The organism is Micromonospora xinjiangensis (genome assembly GCF_056150165.1).
Window position 1 is genome coordinate 88,179 of sequence record NZ_JAXCFO010000001.1, and the last position, 16,437, is coordinate 104,615.

At 73.2% G+C, this 16,437-nt stretch carries 14 protein-coding genes; 8 read left to right on the forward strand and 6 right to left on the reverse strand.

Annotated features, from left to right (window positions below; all coding sequences use genetic code 11):
• Positions 1 to 29 precede the first annotated feature (29 nt).
• Positions 30 to 1,373 (forward strand): low temperature requirement protein A, encoded by a 1,344-nt coding sequence (locus SM573_RS00420; RefSeq protein ID WP_474612143.1) that lies wholly within the window; start codon positions 30 to 32, stop codon positions 1,371 to 1,373.
• 306 nt (positions 1,374 to 1,679) lie between these two features.
• Here the strand turns inward: SM573_RS00420 and SM573_RS00425 are convergent, their stop codons facing one another.
• Complete coding sequence (locus tag SM573_RS00425) at positions 1,680 to 3,320, reverse strand: MDR family MFS transporter (RefSeq protein WP_474612145.1); 1,641 nt, start codon at positions 3,318 to 3,320, stop codon at positions 1,680 to 1,682.
• Complete coding sequence (locus tag SM573_RS00430) at positions 3,317 to 3,787, reverse strand: MarR family winged helix-turn-helix transcriptional regulator (RefSeq protein ID WP_474615151.1); 471 nt, start codon at positions 3,785 to 3,787, stop codon at positions 3,317 to 3,319. Before SM573_RS00430 ends, SM573_RS00425 begins: the two co-directional genes overlap by 4 nt.
• Positions 3,788 to 3,892: 105 nt before the next feature.
• Here SM573_RS00430 and SM573_RS00435 point away from each other — a divergent pair, with 105 nt between their 5' ends.
• Complete coding sequence (locus SM573_RS00435; RefSeq protein WP_474612147.1) at positions 3,893 to 4,501, forward strand: TetR family transcriptional regulator; 609 nt, start codon at positions 3,893 to 3,895, stop codon at positions 4,499 to 4,501.
• Positions 4,502 to 4,512: 11 nt separating this feature from the next.
• On the opposite strand, the gene SM573_RS00440 is transcribed toward SM573_RS00435, so the two are convergent.
• Both SM573_RS00440 and SM573_RS00445 read right to left on the reverse strand, forming a co-directional pair.
• Positions 4,513 to 5,673 carry a low temperature requirement protein A gene (locus SM573_RS00440; RefSeq protein ID WP_474612148.1) on the reverse strand — a complete coding sequence of 387 codons (1,161 nt, stop codon included), beginning with the start codon at positions 5,671 to 5,673 and terminating at the stop codon, positions 4,513 to 4,515.
• A gap of 79 nt (positions 5,674 to 5,752) precedes the next feature.
• Positions 5,753 to 6,868: an SdiA-regulated/phytase-like domain-containing protein gene (locus SM573_RS00445; protein WP_474615152.1), complete on the reverse strand. Its 1,116-nt coding sequence runs from the start codon at positions 6,866 to 6,868 to the stop codon at positions 5,753 to 5,755.
• A gap of 231 nt (positions 6,869 to 7,099) precedes the next feature.
• Between SM573_RS00445 and SM573_RS00450 the strand changes: the two genes are divergently transcribed.
• Positions 7,100 to 8,647, forward strand: a complete 1,548-nt coding sequence (locus tag SM573_RS00450) for an alkaline phosphatase D family protein (RefSeq protein ID WP_474615153.1) — start codon at positions 7,100 to 7,102, stop codon at positions 8,645 to 8,647.
• A 95-nt stretch (positions 8,648 to 8,742) separates the two neighbouring features.
• Positions 8,743 to 9,030: a DUF1905 domain-containing protein gene (locus tag SM573_RS00455; RefSeq protein WP_474612151.1), complete on the forward strand. Its 288-nt coding sequence runs from the start codon at positions 8,743 to 8,745 to the stop codon at positions 9,028 to 9,030.
• 97 nt (positions 9,031 to 9,127) lie between these two features.
• Here the strand turns inward: SM573_RS00455 and SM573_RS00460 are convergent, their stop codons facing one another.
• The gene (locus SM573_RS00460; RefSeq protein WP_474612152.1) at positions 9,128 to 9,463 is read right to left on the reverse strand and encodes a hypothetical protein; all 336 of its coding nucleotides are present in this window, start codon (positions 9,461 to 9,463) and stop codon (positions 9,128 to 9,130) included.
• 223 nt (positions 9,464 to 9,686) lie between these two features.
• Between SM573_RS00460 and SM573_RS00465 the strand changes: the two genes are divergently transcribed.
• The 3 genes from SM573_RS00465 (at position 9,687) to SM573_RS00475 (ending at position 13,260) form a co-directional block, all read left to right on the forward strand.
• On the forward strand, positions 9,687 to 10,640 hold the full coding sequence (locus SM573_RS00465) for an RNA polymerase sigma factor (protein WP_474615154.1): 954 nt from the start codon (positions 9,687 to 9,689) through the stop codon (positions 10,638 to 10,640).
• A 111-nt stretch (positions 10,641 to 10,751) separates the two neighbouring features.
• Positions 10,752 to 11,633 carry an alpha/beta fold hydrolase gene (locus tag SM573_RS00470; RefSeq protein WP_474612154.1) on the forward strand — a complete coding sequence of 294 codons (882 nt, stop codon included), beginning with the start codon at positions 10,752 to 10,754 and terminating at the stop codon, positions 11,631 to 11,633.
• Between the two features lie 169 nt (positions 11,634 to 11,802).
• A complete protein-coding gene (locus tag SM573_RS00475) occupies positions 11,803 to 13,260 on the forward strand; it encodes a M1 family metallopeptidase (protein ID WP_474615155.1) in 1,458 nt (485 codons plus the stop codon).
• A gap of 72 nt (positions 13,261 to 13,332) precedes the next feature.
• Here SM573_RS00475 and SM573_RS00480 read toward each other — a convergent pair whose 3' ends face one another.
• Positions 13,333 to 13,896, reverse strand: coding sequence for a cysteine hydrolase family protein (locus tag SM573_RS00480; RefSeq protein WP_474615156.1), 564 nt, complete (start codon positions 13,894 to 13,896; stop codon positions 13,333 to 13,335).
• A gap of 200 nt (positions 13,897 to 14,096) precedes the next feature.
• Between SM573_RS00480 and SM573_RS00485 the strand changes: the two genes are divergently transcribed.
• Positions 14,097 to 16,358: a catalase gene (locus SM573_RS00485; protein WP_474615157.1), complete on the forward strand. Its 2,262-nt coding sequence runs from the start codon at positions 14,097 to 14,099 to the stop codon at positions 16,356 to 16,358.
• Positions 16,359 to 16,437 lie beyond the last annotated feature (79 nt).

Consider the following 16,437-nt stretch of genomic DNA (forward strand, 5'->3'; position numbering starts at 1 on the left):
ACGGCACCCAGCGCTGGGAGACTCATCCGGTGCGGGGCTACCGGTGGCGAGGGATGCTGGGGCCCGCCGTACCCATCGCCCCGGGCACCCGGGCCGACCGGTTCGAACTCTTCTTCGACCTGGTCTTCGTCGTCTCCTTCTTCATCATCACCCGCGCCACCGTCGCCGACGTCACCAGCCGGGAGCTGCTGCACGCGCTCCTGGTGCTCGCCGTGCTGTGGTGGTGCTGGGTGGTCCACAGCGTGGTGGCCAGCCGGGTGCGGCTCGGCGAGGGCTTCGTCCCGGTGATCATGGTGCTGGGGATGGCGGCGCTCTTCACCTTCGCGCTGGCCCTGCCCCAGGCCTTCGACGATCCGCACCACGGCACCGCCGGGCCCCTGCTCGTCGCGATCAGCTACGTGGCGATCCGCCTCGTACACCTGCTGCTCTACCTGCACGCCGTCCGCGGCAAGCCGCACGCTCGCCGGAAGATGCTCCAGTTCGTGCCGGAGATCGTGCTCACCGCCATCCTGCTGCTGGTCGCCGCGATGCTCCCCAAGCACATCGCGGACCCGGAGACGGCCGGCCTCGTCCGGGACGGTCTCTGGATCGGGGTGGTCGTGATCCAGTACGGCAGCGGGCTGCTCGCCGGCACCTGGGGCTGGGAACTCCCCTCGGCCGAGCACTGGACGGAGCGGTACGACCTGATCCTCATCATCGCGCTGGGTGAGTCGGTCATCTCGGTGGGAGTCGGCGGCAATCTGATCGGAAAGCCGGTGACCTGGGAGGCGATCCCGGCGGCCATGCTGGGGATCATCTTCACCGCGGCGCTGTGGTGGGCGCACTTCGACCTCGTCGGGCCGGCCGCGCGCATGGCGCTGCACGCCGCGGAGGACGGCCCCCGGATCGCACTCGCGCGCGACGCCTACGCGTACCTCTACCTCCCGATGATCGCCGGCGTCATCACCTTCGCGATCGGCGCCGAGGAGGTCGTGCGGGTCATCACCGACCCGGCCGGCGGGGTGGGCCAGCCGGCGCACGGCTCCGCCCTGCCGCTGCTCTTCGGCGGCGTGATGCTCTACCTGGCCGCCGGCATGGCGTTCCAGCTGCGCGCCCTGCACACCGTCACCTGGACGCGGGTCGGGGCGCTGGTGGTCCTGGCCGGCGCCCTTCCGATCAGCGCCCACCTGCCCGCCCTCGCCGCCCTGGCCCTGCTCACCGCGATCTGCGTGGCACTGGTGACGGTCGAGGCGGTGCTGTTCGCGGGCTCCCGCCGCGCGCTGCGCGCCGCGGTGCTGGAGGAGAAGACGGCGCACGAGGCGAGCGAGGCGGCCTGGCGAGCCCGCTGGCGCGAGCGGGGCGGGCCGGACGGGGATGTCGGGGGGCCGATCTAGTCGACGGCACGGTGCCGGGCACGTGGGAGCTCGACCGCCGGGCCGGTGTCGTCACGGTCCAGCCGTTCGCCGCCCTCCGCCCCGAGGACGAGGGGGCGGTCGAGACCGAGGCGGGCCAGCTGCTCCGGTTCGCGGCGCCCGTGGCGCCCACGCACGACGTCCGAAGGGGGCGGGACAGACCGCGTCCCGATCAGGGTGGCGGGCCGGTCCGGGCCGGGTGAGGGGCCGGGCCGAGGTGGGTGTCCGAGACGGGCCGGGGCCGCCGCACCGTCGTACGGTGGGCGGCCCCGGTCGGCGCGTCGGCGGTCAGCGGCGGGTGGCCGCCCGCTCCGGCGCGTCGTCGATGGTCACCTCGTCGAAGGCCGGGGCGCCGTCGACGGCGTCGGCGGCGACGGCCGCCGAGCGGGCGGCGTCCGGCAGGTCGAGGCTGGTGCGCAGGGTGACCGGCTTGAGCAGCACCGCGGCGATGACCCCGACCACGGCGATGGCCGCCGAGATGAGGAAGATGTGCCCGGTGGCGTCGCCGTACGCGGCGCGGACGATGTGCTGGATCGCGTCGGGCAGCGCCGTGATGTTGAGGTTGCTGCTCCCACCCCCGCTGGAGGCGGGCACACCGGCGGCGGCCAGGTCGTGGGTGATCTGGTCGGTGACGCGGCGGGCCAGGACGGCGCCGAGCACCGACACGCCGATGGTGCCGCCGAGCGACCGGAAGAACGCGACGCTCGAGCTGGCCGCGCCGATGTCCTTGAGCGCGACCGTGTTCTGCACGGCGAGGACCAGGTTCTGCATGGTCAGACCGACGCCGGTGCCCACGATGAACATGGCGGCGCCCACGATCAGCAGGGACGTCTCGTGGTCGATGGTGCCGAGCAGGGCGAAGCCGGCGACGAGGACGATCGAGCCCGCCACGATGTACGGCTTGATCTTGCCGGTGCGGGTGATGAGCCGGCCGGCGACGATCGAGGAGAGCAGCACGCCGGCCATCATCGGGATGGTGAGCAGCCCGGCCTCGGTGGGGCTGTAGCCGCGACCGATCTGGAAGTACTGGCCGAGGAAGACCGCACCGCCGAACATGGCCATGCCGACCGCGAGGCTGCCGAGGATGGCGAGCGCCGTGGTGTGCTCGCGGACGATCGACAGCGGGACAACCGGCTCGGCCGCCCGCGACTCGACCCACATCGCCAGGGCGAGCAGGATCACCGAGCCGCCGACCATGGCGGCACTCTGCCAGGAGACCCAGGCGAACGAGCTGTCCACGAACGAGATCCAGATCAGCAGGACGCTCACGCCGGCGGCGATCAGGAACGCGCCCAGGTAGTCGATCTTCACGTTGTCCCGGCGCACCAGGGGCAGCCGCAGCGTGGCCTGGAGCAGGACCAGCGCGATGATGGCGACGGGCACGCCGACGAAGAAGCACCACCGCCAGCCGAGCCAGGAGGTGTCGACGATGACGCCGCCGAGCAGCGGCCCACCGACCGTGGCGAGAGCCATCACGCCACCGAGGTAGCCGTTGTAGCGGCCTCGCTCACGCGGGGGGATCATCGCCGCGATCGCCACCTGGACGAGGGCCTGCAGACCGCCGACCCCGATGCCCTGGAACGCGCGGGCGGCGATCAGCTGGCCGGCGCTCTGCGCGAAGCCGGCGACGATCGAGCCCAGCAGGAAGACGACGATGGCGAGCTGGATCAGGAGCTTCTTGTTGAACAGGTCGGCGAGCTTTCCCCAGATGGGGGTGGTCGCCGTGGCGGTGAGCAGGGTCGCGGTGACCACCCAGGTGTACTGGGTCTGCGATCCGTTCAGCGCGCCGATGATCTTCGGCAGCGCCGTCGAGACGACGGTGCTGCTCAGCATCGCGACGAAGAGCACCAGCAGCAGACCGCTCAGTGCTTCGAGCGTCCGCCGGTGCGTCATCGGCTCGACGCCGGCCGTTGTGGTGGGTGCGCTCATCGCGCGGCCTCCAGATTGTCGTGGTGTGGTGCGAGGGCGACCTCGATGTCGCGGGTGAGTCGGTGCAGCCCGGCGCTGAGCGCGGCCACCTCGTCGGGCGTCCAGTCGGCGAGGGCCCGTGCCAGCAGCCCGGCGTACCAGTCGTAGGTGTCGGTCATGGCCGTCCGGCCCTCGGCGGTGAGCGCGAGGACCTGGGCGCGCTTGTCGTCCGGATCGGGGCGTCGCTCGATCAGGCCGTGGGAGCTGAGCGCGGCGACCGCGCGGCTGACGGTCGACGGATCCAGCCGGACCCGCTGCGCCAGCTCCCGCGCGTGGCAGCCGCTGGAGAGCCGGTCGATCTGCAGAAGGATGCCGACCAGGCCCACCGGCACGGCCGGTCGCTCCTCGGCGCGCCGCTGCTTCACCAACCGGACGCTGCGGAGGAGATCGTGCAAACGGTGCACGAGTTCGCGAACGTCGTTGCCCACACGTCCTCCCCCGGCCGACAGATGGTTGCCTCATGCAAGCATCTACAAAACTTGCCCAGCAGGCAAGTTTGCGCCTTGAGAAGTGCGTCACGTACCGTTCAGGTCATGGACGAGACCCCGGGGCTGCGGGAACGCAAGAAGGCGGCGACCCGCCTGGCCCTGCACGAGGCCGCCCTACGACTCTCGATCGACCAGGGGTTCGATCGCGTGACCGTGGAGGCGATCGCCGACGCGGCGAACGTCTCGCGGCGGACGTTCTCCAACTACTTCTCCAGCAAGGAAGAGGCGATCTTCCACGGGGACACGGTGCGGCTGCACCGCCTGCTGGAGCTGATCCGCGAACAGCCCGCCGACGAGCAGCCCTGGACGGTGCTGACCCGGGCGGCGCTGCGGCTCACCGAGGAGGCGTACCTGGACGCCGACGCGGAGTGGCTGGCGCAGCGCCGCCAACTGCGCGGGCACCCCACCCTCGCGGCGCACCAGGTCGCGGTCTACGCGACGGTCGAGCGGGAGGTGGCCGCGGAGCTGGCGCACCGGCTGCGCGGTGACGACGCGACGCTACGGGCCCGGGTCCTCGCGGCGACGTTCCTGACCACCGTGCGCGTCGCCGTCCAGGTCTGGACCGAGCACCCGGACCGGCCGCTGCTCGACGTGGTGCGCGCCGCGCTCGCGGCGGTCGCCCCCGCCGACGCCGCGCTCGACGCGGGACGCTGACCGGCCGGCCCTCAGCGTCGCCAGACCGGTGGAGCGCTCCACTCGATCACCGCGAGGGTGACCCAGGCCAGCGCGACGAGCAGCACCGTCGCCACCGGCGGCAACCCGCCCAGTCCGATCAGCAGGGCCGCCACGACGAGGCCCACCTGGGCGTACGCGACCCGACGGCTGACCCGCACGTCGAACCCGCGGTAGACCACCACGCAGCCGAGCATCAGGGTCAGCTGACTCCCGCCCAGCAGCGGCCCCGCCACACCGTGACCGCCGTGCACCGCCTCCCGCGCCGCCACCTCGACCGCCACCCCGGACGCCACGATCGAGCCGTACACCAGCAGGTGGCCGTACGCGTAGAGGTAGCTGCGGATCACCAGGCTCCGGCCGGCACGCACCGCCCGGTTGCCCGCCTCCGGGTCGAACGTGGAGGCGAAGTAGACCCACCAGATGCCGCAGGCGATGACGAAGCCGCCGAGGCCGACCACCACGGCCGCCGGCTGCCAACCCGTGTCCCCGATCCCGTTCGCCACCGCCAGCACCGCTTCGCCGAGGACGACGATGGTGAACAGCCCGAACCGCTCCGGCATGTGCGACTGCTGGACCGGCGCCCGACCCGAGCGGGCGTACGCCAGCGGCCCGGCCACCGCGGCGTTGACCGCCAACCCGACACCCCAGAGCGCGTACCGCAGCGGCGTGGGAGCCGGCAGGGAGCCGAACCAGAGCGCCGCGCCGAGCAGGAACCCCGCGGCGTTCCACCAGCAGAACTCCCGGGCCGCCGGCCGCCGCCAGCCGACGACCCCGTACATGCCGGTCAGCAGGACGAGCAGCAGCCCGTACAGCACCGCGTACCGGGCCGAGTGCGCGGCCACCCCGCGGTCGAGCGACGCGGCCAGGGCCAGCACGCCGAGCATCGCGGTCAGCTGCGCGAACCGGCTCGGCGGACGGTCGTCGTCGAAGAGGTCCGCGAAGTAGGAGAAGCTGAACCAGAGCCACCAGATCGTGGTCAGCAGCCCCGCGAAGACCAGCACGCCGCCGGGCGACGGGTTCTCGTTCAGGAGCCCGCCGAGCTGGAAGACGGCGACGACGAAGACCAGGTCGAAGAAGAGTTCGAGCCAACTCGACCGCCGCGCCGGGGCCACGAGACCGGACCCGACGTCCGGGCGGCTCTGTCGCTCCACCGAAGCAGCCTATCCGCCCCATCTGCGCTGGATATCCCCTTTGCTCGGCCCGGCGCCGGGGACGCTCGGCGGCGCGTGGTCAGCCGGCTCGGCTCCGCCGGCGGCGCAGCGCCAGGAGCAGCCCCGCCAGGAGAGCCGCCCCGAGCCCACCGGCGACCGCCGCGCCGATCGCCGTACCACCGCGACCGTCGTCCCGATCGCTGGCCGCCGCGCGCGGCGCGGCGCCGGCCGGGGTGGACGCCGCCGCGGTATCCGGCCTGGACGACGGGGTGGTCGACGCCGCGCCCGGCACCGGGTAGCGCAGGATCTTCGGCCGCGTGCCCGGCGGCTGGTCGGCGGTCTCGGAGACGGTGAGCAGGGACCGGCCGTCCGTGCTGTAGGTGATCGACTCGCCCTGCGGCTCGTCGGGCAGCGGCGTGACCCGGGGGGTGGCACCGCCGGTCAACGCGGCGACCACGTCTCCGCCGGCCACGTCGAACTCGACGGCGTCGGCGTAGGTGCGCAGCACGACCCGGCGTCCGTCGGGCGCGGTGGCGCCGCCGGTGACCGCCGTCCGCCCGAGCAGTCCGTACGGATTGGACGTCGTGGACGGCGGCATTCGCACCTGCCCCACCTTCGCCAGCGGCACCGTCGCGTCGGCCCGGAGGGCGGCGGTCGGGGCGTACAGGTTGCCCGAGAACTTCGTCACGATCACGGGCCGGCCGTCACCGGTCACGAGCATCGCCTCGGCGTCGTGCGGGCCGTCCGGGTAGGTCATCCGGTGCAGCACGGGGCGGTCGGCCCCCGGCGCCAACCGCCACACCGCGATCGTCGTGCGGGAGCGGTCGTTGTCCCCGATGTCCGCCACCCAGACGGTGCCGTCCGGGCCGACGGCCAGATCCTCCGTGTCCCGGGGCGGTGACGGATAGCGCACCTCCCGTCCGACCGCGCAGTCCCAGTCGAGGAAGAAGATCCGCCGGCGTGCCTCGTTGTCCGCCCCGTCGTTCACGGCGACGAACCCGTCCTCCGTCGCGACCAACCCGGAGAGTTCGGTCAGCCGCTCGTCGCGCACCTCGCAGACGGGCCGGCCCGGCGCCGCGCTGGGCGTCGGCGCCGCGGGCGCCGGAGCGGGCGACGCCACGACCGCGAGGACGGTCAGCGCACCGGCGGCCAGCCGCCGCTTCCCGACCCCCACGACTCCCCACACCGGCGCCATCTTTCCACCGTCCCCCCGCCCGCGTCGTCGGGGACTGGCCGTCGACGCTCGTCGGGTTGACGACGCCTGGCCCGGCAATCACCGCGCCGCCGGAATCCCACCAGCGGGCGACCGGTGATCAGATGTGCCCCGGCCCGTACGCCGCAGGTCCCCGTACGGCCACCCGACGGCAATCTTCGCCCAAAGAATCGGTGACGGTAGTTTTCTCCAGCGTCCTGAAGGGACCGTCGCATGCCCCATCTCCATCGACGCGCCTTCCTCGGGCTGACGGGTGCGACCGGAGCAGGCGTGGCCGCGGCCATCGCCGGCTTCTCGTCGGCACCGGCCTGGGCCGACCCCGCCTTCACCGACAACCCGTTCTCCCTCGGGGTCGCCTCCGGCGATCCGCTTCCCGACGGCGTCGTCCTGTGGACCCGCCTCGCGCCGGACCCGCTCGCCGTCGACGGCCTCGGTGGGATGCCGCGACGGGTCGTCCCCGTCTCGTGGCAGGTCGCCGAGGACGAGCGGTTCCGGCGGGTGGTCCGCGCCGGCGCGGAGCGCGCCACCCCGGAGCTCGGCCACTCGGTGCACGCCGAGGTCACCGGCCTGTGCCCCGACCGCGAGTACTACTACCGGTTCCGGGTGGGCAACCAGCTCAGCCCGGTCGGGCGGACCCGCACCGCACCCGCGCACGGCGCGGACCGGCGGCGGCTCGCCTTCGGCTTCGTGTCCTGCCAGAACCTGCCGGCCGGGCACTTCACCGCCTACCGGCACATGGCGGAGGAGGACCTCGACCTCGTCCTGCACCTCGGCGACTACATCTACGAGGGAGCGGCCGCCGGCACGATCGGCCGTCCGCACCTGCCCGCCGCCGAGATCTTCTCGCTGACCGACTACCGGATCCGGCACGCCCAGTACAAGACCGACCCGGACCTCCAACTGGCGCACGCCCGGTTCGCGTGGGCGGTCACCTGGGACGACCACGAGGTGGAGAACAACTACGCCGACGGGACGTCGGAGGACGCGGCGCAGTCGCCGGAGGAGTTCCGCGTCCGCCGGGCGGCGGCCTACCAGGCGTACTACGAGCACATGCCGCTGCGGCGGATCAGCATCCCGCACGGCCCCGACATGCGCCTGTACCGCCGGCTCCGGTACGGCAACCTCGCCGAGTTCAACATCCTCGACGGCCGGCAGTACCGCTCCGACCAGGTGCCCACGGGCGGGGACGACCCGTCCCGCACGATGCTCGGCGGTGCGCAGGAGAAGTGGCTGCTCGACGGCCTGGCCGCGTCGCGGGCGCGCTGGAACGTGCTGGGCAACCAGACGGTGATCGCCGAGGCGGACCGGGACCCCGGCCCCGGCAAGACGCTCTCGGACGACAACTGGAGCGGCTATCCGGCGGCGCGGCAGCGTCTCTTCGACGGCGTGGTCGAGCGCGGCGTGCGCAACATGGTGGTGGTCACCGGCGACGCGCACTGCAGCATGGTCGCGGAGCTCAAGCAGAACTTCGACGACCCGTCGTCCCGCACCGTCGGGGTCGAGTTTCTCGGCACCTCGATCACCTCGGGCGGCGACGGTGCGGACATGGACGGGCGCGGCAACGAGTGGCTGGCCAGCAACCCGCACATGAAGTTCTACAACGCCCGGCGTGGCTACGTGCGCTGCGAGCTCGACCATCGGCAGTGGCGGACCGACTACCGGGTCGTGCCGTACGTGACCGAGCAGGGCGCGCCGGTCTCCACCCGCGCCAGCTTCGTCGTGGAGAGCGACCGGCCCGGCGTCCGGGTGGACACGGCCTGAGTGGACTCGCGGTCGCCCGGGTCGTCGTCCGTCCCGACGGCCCGGGCGCCCGTGCCGTCCCCCACCCGGGCGCGTCCGGCTCCTAGGCTGAACCGATGGAGCTGGAGTTCAGCGGCGAGGTGTGGTTCTGGAAGGGGCCCGCGCCCTGGCACTTCGTCACGGTGCCGGAGGAGGCGTGCCGCGAGTTGGCGGCGACCGCCGGGGTGGTGAGCTACGGCTGGGGCATGATCCCGGTCACCGCCCACATCGGCGCGACGACGTGGGCGACCTCCCTGTTCCCTAAGGACGGGCGCTACCTGGTGCCGGTGCGGACCTCGGTGCGCAGGGCCGAGGGGATCGACGCGGGCGAGACGGTGACCGTCCGGCTGACCGTGGCCGTCTGACCTGCGTCACCCGCCGGTCGCGCGGCGGCCGCCCGTCCCGCCGCGGCCGGGCCGGCCGCCGACGGGGCGCAGGCTCGCCCCGTCGGCGGCCCCGGCGTCAGAAGGCGCGGTAGCTCAGGTACTTTCCGGCGGTGTACGTCCGTAGGGTGCCGGTGTGCACGGCCCACCCGGTGCAGTCGGCGGTCTGGTAGAGGACGACGTCGGTGAACCCGCTCCAGCCGACGTGGGCGCCCGCCGTCGGCGGCAGCGGGGTGCACTCACCGGTCGGCACGTCGACGTGCGCCACCTCCGCGCCGAAGTTCGTCGTGTAGAAGGTGAGACCGGACGGCTCGGACGAGGCGGCCGAGGCGGGCGACGTCGCGACACCGAGACCGACGGCCATCAACGCGGACGCGGCTAGGGCCGCCCCGATCCTCGCTCCGTTTCGACGCATGGAAACCCTCCTCGTATCGATGGAAACCTCTGAGCATCCTCACGCAGTTTGTTTGCGGGAACAAGTAATTCCGGGTTCACCGGGGGCGAGAGGAACGACACAGGCCGCTCCGTGAACCTGGGCACGCTCCCCCGCGTGCCCGGGGTACGCCCGGACGACCCGGGCATACTCGACGGGGCCCGGCGCCGCCGGGGCTCGTGCCCGCCGACCGGAGCAGGTGAGGATGAGCGCCACCTTCGACGACGCGGAACTCGTCCGCCTCGCCCAGTCGGGCGACGCGGCGGCGCTCGGCGTGCTGCTGGCCCGGCACGAGGCCGGGATGCGGGCGGTCGCCCTGAGCCTGCTCGGTCACCGGCCCGAGGCCGAGGACGCGGTGCAGGACGCCATGGTGGTCGCCCTCCGGCGCGTCGGCGACGTCCGCGACCCGGCGGCCGTCGGCTCCTGGCTGCGGGCGATCGTCCGGAACAACGCCCGGATGACACTGCGGGCGGTCAGGCCGCTGCCGGTGGCCGAGCCGGAGTGGTTCACCCCACCCGCCGACACCCCGACCCCCGAGGAGGAGCTGGACCGGGGCGCCCTGCGCGACTGGGTGTGGCACGCCGTCGACCAGCTCTCCGAGCCCGACCGGCTGGTCGTCCTGCTGCGCTACTTCAGCGACGCCTCCTCGTATGACCAGATCGCGGCCCTGTGCGGCGTGCCCGTCGGCACCGTCCGCAGCCGTCTGAACCACGCCCGCCGGGCCCTCACCGACGGGCTGCGCTCGTCGGCCGCCGTGGCCCACGCCGACGCGGCCGCGACCGCCGACGCCCGGTGGCGTGAGGGCCGGGACGTGCTGGCCGCGGCCATGCGCGGCGAGTTCGAGCGGGTGGTACGCGACACCTGGTGGCCCGACGCCGAGATGATCGTGCCCGCGGGCGGCCTCCGGGGCGACCGCGCGTTCGCCGTCCGCGGCATGACGAAGGACCTCGACGACGGCGTACGGCAGCGGCTGTGCAACGTCGTGGGCAGCCGCGACCTGTTGATCTGGGAAACCGACCTGATCAGCCCGCCCGACGACCCGGACCACTGCCCGCCCGGCGCGATCTGGGTGCAGGAGCTGCGCGAGGGGCGCGTGCGACGGATGACCCTGTTCCACCCGGCGCCGCCCCGCGAGCGGCGCGAGCCGGCCGCGGCCTGAGAAAAATCTCCCTCGCCCGGCGAACTTTCCACCCGGCCCGTGCATCCGGTCCACGCCAACAGCACGTTCCCGCCCGGCCCAGCCGGGCGGGCCACGGATCGGGAGACAGTCATGGGTTCCACCAGCCACGCCGCACCGCTCACCCCGGGTGAGCACGAGGTCAGCGTCGACGGCGTCCGGCAGGTCTACCACGTAGCGGGCAGCGGCCCCATCTGCGTGGCGCACTCCGGCGGGCCCGGCATCGAGTGGGCGTACCTGCGGATGCCGAGCCTCGAGGAGCACTTCACGATGGTGTACGTGGAGCCGGTCGGCACGGGCGCCTCCGGCCGCCTCGGCAGCCGGGACGACTACCGCATGTCCACCTACGTCCGCTTCCTGGACGCTCTCGTCACGCACCTCGGTGAGCCCCGGGTGCACCTGCTCGGGCACTCGTACGGCGGCTTCGTCGTCCAGCGGTACGCGCTGGAGCACCCGGAGCGCGTCGCCGGCCTCGCCCTCTACGACACCTCACCGGTCACCGGCGCCGAGTTCTGGGCCGACGCCATGGCCGGGGTGGTCGCCTACCCGCAGCGCCACCCGGGGCACCCGGAGGCCGCCGCCGTCCCGGCCGCCTTCGAGCGGGCCGTCAGCGCGACCGACGACGACGCTCTCAGCGCCGCCCTGCGCGCGGCCCTCCCGGTCTACTTCGCGGACTTCTGGGGGCGCCGCGACGAGTTCGCCCCGTTCCAGGCGGCCGTCCGGGCGTGGGCCGAGCCGGCGTCGGCGCAGGACCCGACGCCGTTCGACGTACGGGACCGCCTCGGCGAGATCACCGCGCCGACCGTGGTGATCGTCGGGTCACACGACTTCATCTGCGGGACGCGGTGGGCCGAGCAGCTGCACGAGGGCATCAAGGGCTCGCACCTGGCGGTGTTGGGGCAGAGCGGCCACTTCGGGCACCTGGAGCAGCCGGCGGAGTTCACGAAAGCCGTGACGGACCTGCTCGACCGGTGAACCGCGCGCGCCGTCGCCCCGCTGGCGGGGCGACGGCGCCCCGGCCGGAGCGCGTCCGGCAACCGGCCGCCGGCAGATGTCACCCGACCGACACGCCGCGCGGGGCAACCCGGGGCAGGTCGTGGCCCGTTCAAGGCTCGTACAGCTCGCCCCGAGCCCTGGAGGAACGTTGCGACACCGACCCGGCGTGTTCCTGCTGGCCGCCGCCCTTCTCGCCGGCTGCACGGCGGATCTCCCGTCCGCGCCCGCACCGGTGGCGCACGCCGGCCCGGGCACGGCGGCCGGCCCGTACGCGGCCTGGGCCGCCGGCCGGTCGAACCCGGTCGTCGACCCGCTCTACCCGGAGCGCGGGAACGCCGCGATCGACGTGCTCCACTACGGGCTGGAGCTGACCTGGTCCGCCGCCGACCGTACCCTCACCGGCACCGCGACGCTGCGCATCCGGCCGACCCGGAACGCGCCGTCGCTGAGCCTCGATTTCAAGCCGTACGCGATCGACGCCCTGACGCTGGACGGCAGGGCGGTCCGGGGCAGCGTCTCCGCTCGGGAGAAGCTCGTCGTGCGGACCCCGGTGACGGCCGAGCGCCCCCTCACCCTCGTGGTCGCCTACCACGGCCGGCCGTCGACGACCCCGATGCCGTCGGGGCGCGGCGACGCGCACCCGCTCGGACTGACGGTCGACGACAGCGGCGCGCTCCGGACGATGCAGCAGCCGTTCGGCGCCTTCACCTGGTATCCGGCGAACGACCACCCCTCCGACGAGGCGCTCTACGACATCGCGGTGACCGTGCCGAAGGGCTGGGCGGGCATCGCCAGCGGAACGCCGGTCGGGCAGGAGGGCGACACTTTCCGCTACCGGAGCACGGTGCCGGTGGCGTCGTACCTCACCACCCTCGCGGTCGGCGAGTACGAGAAGGCCGTCGACACGGGGCCGCGGGGCATCCCGGTCACCTACTGGTACCGACCCGACCAGGCGACGTCCCTGCCGGTGCTGCGGCGGTCGCCGGGCTACCTGGCGTGGCTGGAGCAGCGCTTCGGCCGGTACCCGTTCGACTCGGCGGGGCTCGTGCTGGTGGAGTCGGCCTCGGCCGTGGAGACCCAGCAGATGGTGACCCTCGGTGACGTCTTCCTGCTGACCGGCGACGAACGCTTCGACGCCACCGTCCTGCACGCGTACGCCCATCACTGGTTCGGCAACGCGGTCACCCCCACCGACTGGACCGATCTCTGGCTCAGCGAGGGGTGGGCCCTGTACGCGCAGAACCTCTACCAGAAGGAGAAGCTCAGGATCAGCGACACCGATTTCGTGGAGCAGAGCCGGGAGCGCGACGCCGACCTGCGCAAGCAGTTCGGCCCGCCGGGAAAGCCGGACGCGGCCGAGTTCGGCTCGGCCAACCACTACACCTGCCCGGCCGCCATGCTCCGACAGCTGCACCAGGCCCTCGGCGACGAGCGGTTCTTCGCGCTGGCGCGGGGCTGGGTGCAGGAGAACAGGCACACCACCCAGACCCGCGCGTCCTTCACCGCGTACGTCAACCGGGCGACCGGCCACGACTTCACCGCGCTCATCGACGCGTGGCTCGACTCGCCCACGACACCGCCGGAGACCCCCCCGTTGCCGGCCTGACCGCCGCGAGCACCCCGGCGGCCGGCCGACGACCGCATCGTCGGCCGGGCCCCGGATCCCGGCCCGCCCGCCTCAGCCGGCGCTCGGCGCGAAGGTGACGGCCGCCGTGTCGACGGTGCCACCGGTGCGGCCGGGCGCGCTCTGCCACTGCCAGTAGAGGTTGGTGTGAGCGATCACCTGGGCCGGCGGCGGCGCCCCGTAGGCGCTCAGGTCCTCCGTCGTGTGGGCGTCGCCGACGAGGGTCACGTCGTAACCCCGGACGAACGCCCCGTGCATGGTCGAGCGAATGCACACGTCGGTCTGGGCACCCGTGACCACGAGCCGGCCCACACCGCGCTCCGCGAGCAGGGCCTCCAGGTCGGTGCCCTCGAACGAGTCGCCGTAGTGCTTGTGGACCAGCGGCTCCCCCTCGCCCTGGACCAGCTCCGGCACGTAACGCCAGCTCTCGCTGCCGTGCTCGAGCTCGTCGTCGGAGTGCTGCACCCAGATGACCGGGACGTCCTCCGCACGCGCCCGGGCGAGCAGGGTGTTGATGTTCTTGATGACCTCGTCGCGGTTGTGGGCGTTGGCCACCACCCCGTTCTGCACGTCGATGACGAGCAGCGCGGTGTGGCTGCGGCCGGGCAGTGTGGTCATGGGTCACTCCTGGTCCTCGTGGCTTGCTTGGTCCTCGTGGCTTGCTTGGTCCTCGTCGCCGGTCCGACGCCGCCCACGCTATGCCCGGGCACCGACAGAAAACGGCGGGCGGCGCGCCGTCTGGTCCGTTTTGCCCGCTCCTGCCGGGGGTAGGGCGTACGGAGCACGCTCCCAGCAGCTCCATGGAGGGACCCGCCCAGATGGATTCCAGCAAGCCCGCCAAGGCGGTCAGGGACGCCGTCGAGGCCGCCGCGGAGAAGGTGGCCGACATCCTCACCCCGGATCTCCCCGGCGCGCCCGGCAGCGCCCCGCCGCCCGTGGCGGAGCCGACCACCCCGCACGACCCGTTGCCGCCGAAGAAGGAGCAGGGCGCACCGCAGACCCGCACGCCGACCGGTGCGGAGACCGGCGCCCCGGCGACCGCGAACGGCCAGCAGGGGGCGTTCCTCACGACCTCGCAGGGGGCCCGGCTGCGCGACACCGACCACTCCCTGAAGGCCGGCCCGCGCGGCCCGGTCCTGCTCCAGGACCACCACCTCCGCGAGAAGATCACCCACTTCGACCACGAGCGCATCCCCGAGCGCGTCGTGCACGCCCGCGGCACCGGGGCGCACGGCGTGTTCACCGGATACGGCACCGCCGAGGGGGTCACGAAGGCCGCCTTCCTCGCCAAGGGCCGGGAGACGCCCGTCTTCGTACGCTTCTCCACCGTGCTCGGCTCGCGCGGCTCGGCCGACACGGTCCGCGACACGCGCGGCTTCGCCACGAAGTTCTACACCGACGAGGGCACGTTCGACCTGGTCGCCAACAACATCCCGGTCTTCTTCATCCAGGACGCCATCAAGTTCCCCGACATCATCCACGCCGGCAAGCCGCACCCCGACCGCGAGATCCCCCAGGCACAGAGCGCCCACGACACGTTCTGGGACTTCGTCTCGCTGCACACCGAGGCGCAGCACCACGCCATGTGGAACATGTCCGACCGGGGCGTGCCGCGCTCGTACCGGATGATGGAGGGCTTCGGCGTACACACGTTCCGGCTGGTCAACGCGGCCGGGGAGACGGCGCTGGCCAAGTTCCACTGGAAGCCGAAGCTCGGCGTGCACTCCCTGACCTGGGAGGAGGCACAGATGCTGGGCGGCATCGACCCGGACTTCCACCGCCGCGACCTCTACGACGCGATCGAGGCCGGCGCGTTCCCCGAGTGGGAGTTGGGCATCCAGGTCTTCCCCGACACCCCGGAGGAGACCTTCGCCGGTATCGACCTGCTCGACCCCACGAAGATCGTGCCCGAGGAGCTGGCGCCGGTGCAGCCGATCGGACGCCTGGTCCTCAACCGGACGCCCACGAACTTCTTCGCCGAGGTCGAGCAGGTCGCGTTCCACCCCGGCCACCTGCCGCCGGGCATCGACGTCACGAACGACCCGCTGCTGCAGGGCCGCCTCTTCTCGTACGTCGACACCCAGCTGACCCGGCTCGGCGGGCCGAACTACCCGCAGATCCCGGTCAACCGTCCGCACGCACCGGTGAACGACATGCTCCGCGACGGCTTCCACCAGCACGCCGTCCACGCCGGCGTCGCACCGTACCGGCCGAACTCGCTCGACGGCGGCAACCCGTTCCCCGCCGGAGTGGACGACGGCGCGTTCGTGGACGTCCCGGTCACGGTGACGGAGGCGCCGAAGGTACGCGCGAACCCCGCCTCCTTCGACGACCACTTCAGCCAGGCCCGCCTGTTCTGGCTGAGCATGTCCCCCGTCGAGAAGGAGCACATCATCCGGGCGTACACCTTCGAGCTGGGCAAGTGCTACCACCAGGCGATCAAGGAGCGGCAGCTGCGCTGCCTCGCCAACATCGACCCGGTGCTGTGCGCCCAGGTCGCCACCGGGCTGGGCCTGCCCGCGCCGGAGCCGACCCTGCCACTCGCCGACGTCACGCCGAGCCCCGCGCTGTCCCAGCTGGGCCGGGAGTGGCCGGGTGACGGCCGGATGGTGGGCGTCGTGGTCGACCCGGAAGCCGACCTCGACGACGTCGACCAGGTACGCCGCGCCGTGCTCGCCGCCGGCATGGTGCCCCTCCTGATCGCCCCGCGCGGCGGCGAGGTGGGCGGGCTGCCCGTGCAGCGGACCTTCGCCACGGCCCGGTCGGTCGAGTTCGACGCGCTGCTGCTGGCCGGCGCCCCGGCACCCGCCCCGGACGCGCTGCCCGCCCGCGACGCCAAGGCCGGCGCGGCCGACTCGGCGACGGTGGACCCGCGGGTGCTGCTCCTCGTCGAGGAGGTCTGGCGGCACGCCAAGGCCGTCGGGGCGTGGGGCCCCGGCGTCGGCGTGCTGGACCGGGCCGGTGTGACCGGCACCCCCGGCGTGGTCACCGCCGACTCGGGAACGGACGCGTTCGCCGCGGTGCAGCAGCTGATGGCGGGCCACCGCGTCTGGGAGAGGTTCCCCGCCGGGGTCCTCTGAGATCGGCACGGCGCGAGGGGCCGCCCCTCTCCCTGCGGAGAGCGGCGGCCCCTCGTCGTGCGCGGGAGATCCACCTCCC

Excerpts from the sequence above, each read along its gene's own strand:
- SM573_RS00450 (WP_474615153.1), top strand. The coding sequence starts at position 7,100 with ATGCCCCATCTCCATCGACGCGCCTTCCTCGGGCTGACGGGTGCGACC.
- SM573_RS00445 (WP_474615152.1), bottom strand. The coding sequence starts at position 6,868 with ATGGCGCCGGTGTGGGGAGTCGTGGGGGTCGGGAAGCGGCGGCTGGCC.
- SM573_RS00480 (WP_474615156.1), bottom strand. The coding sequence starts at position 13,896 with ATGACCACACTGCCCGGCCGCAGCCACACCGCGCTGCTCGTCATCGAC.
- SM573_RS00455 (WP_474612151.1), top strand. The coding sequence starts at position 8,743 with ATGGAGCTGGAGTTCAGCGGCGAGGTGTGGTTCTGGAAGGGGCCCGCG.
- SM573_RS00470 (WP_474612154.1), top strand. The coding sequence starts at position 10,752 with ATGGGTTCCACCAGCCACGCCGCACCGCTCACCCCGGGTGAGCACGAG.
- SM573_RS00435 (WP_474612147.1), top strand. The coding sequence starts at position 3,893 with ATGGACGAGACCCCGGGGCTGCGGGAACGCAAGAAGGCGGCGACCCGC.
- SM573_RS00485 (WP_474615157.1), top strand. The coding sequence starts at position 14,097 with ATGGATTCCAGCAAGCCCGCCAAGGCGGTCAGGGACGCCGTCGAGGCC.
- SM573_RS00460 (WP_474612152.1), bottom strand. The coding sequence starts at position 9,463 with ATGCGTCGAAACGGAGCGAGGATCGGGGCGGCCCTAGCCGCGTCCGCG.
- SM573_RS00425 (WP_474612145.1), bottom strand. The coding sequence starts at position 3,320 with ATGAGCGCACCCACCACAACGGCCGGCGTCGAGCCGATGACGCACCGG.
- SM573_RS00465 (WP_474615154.1), top strand. The coding sequence starts at position 9,687 with ATGAGCGCCACCTTCGACGACGCGGAACTCGTCCGCCTCGCCCAGTCG.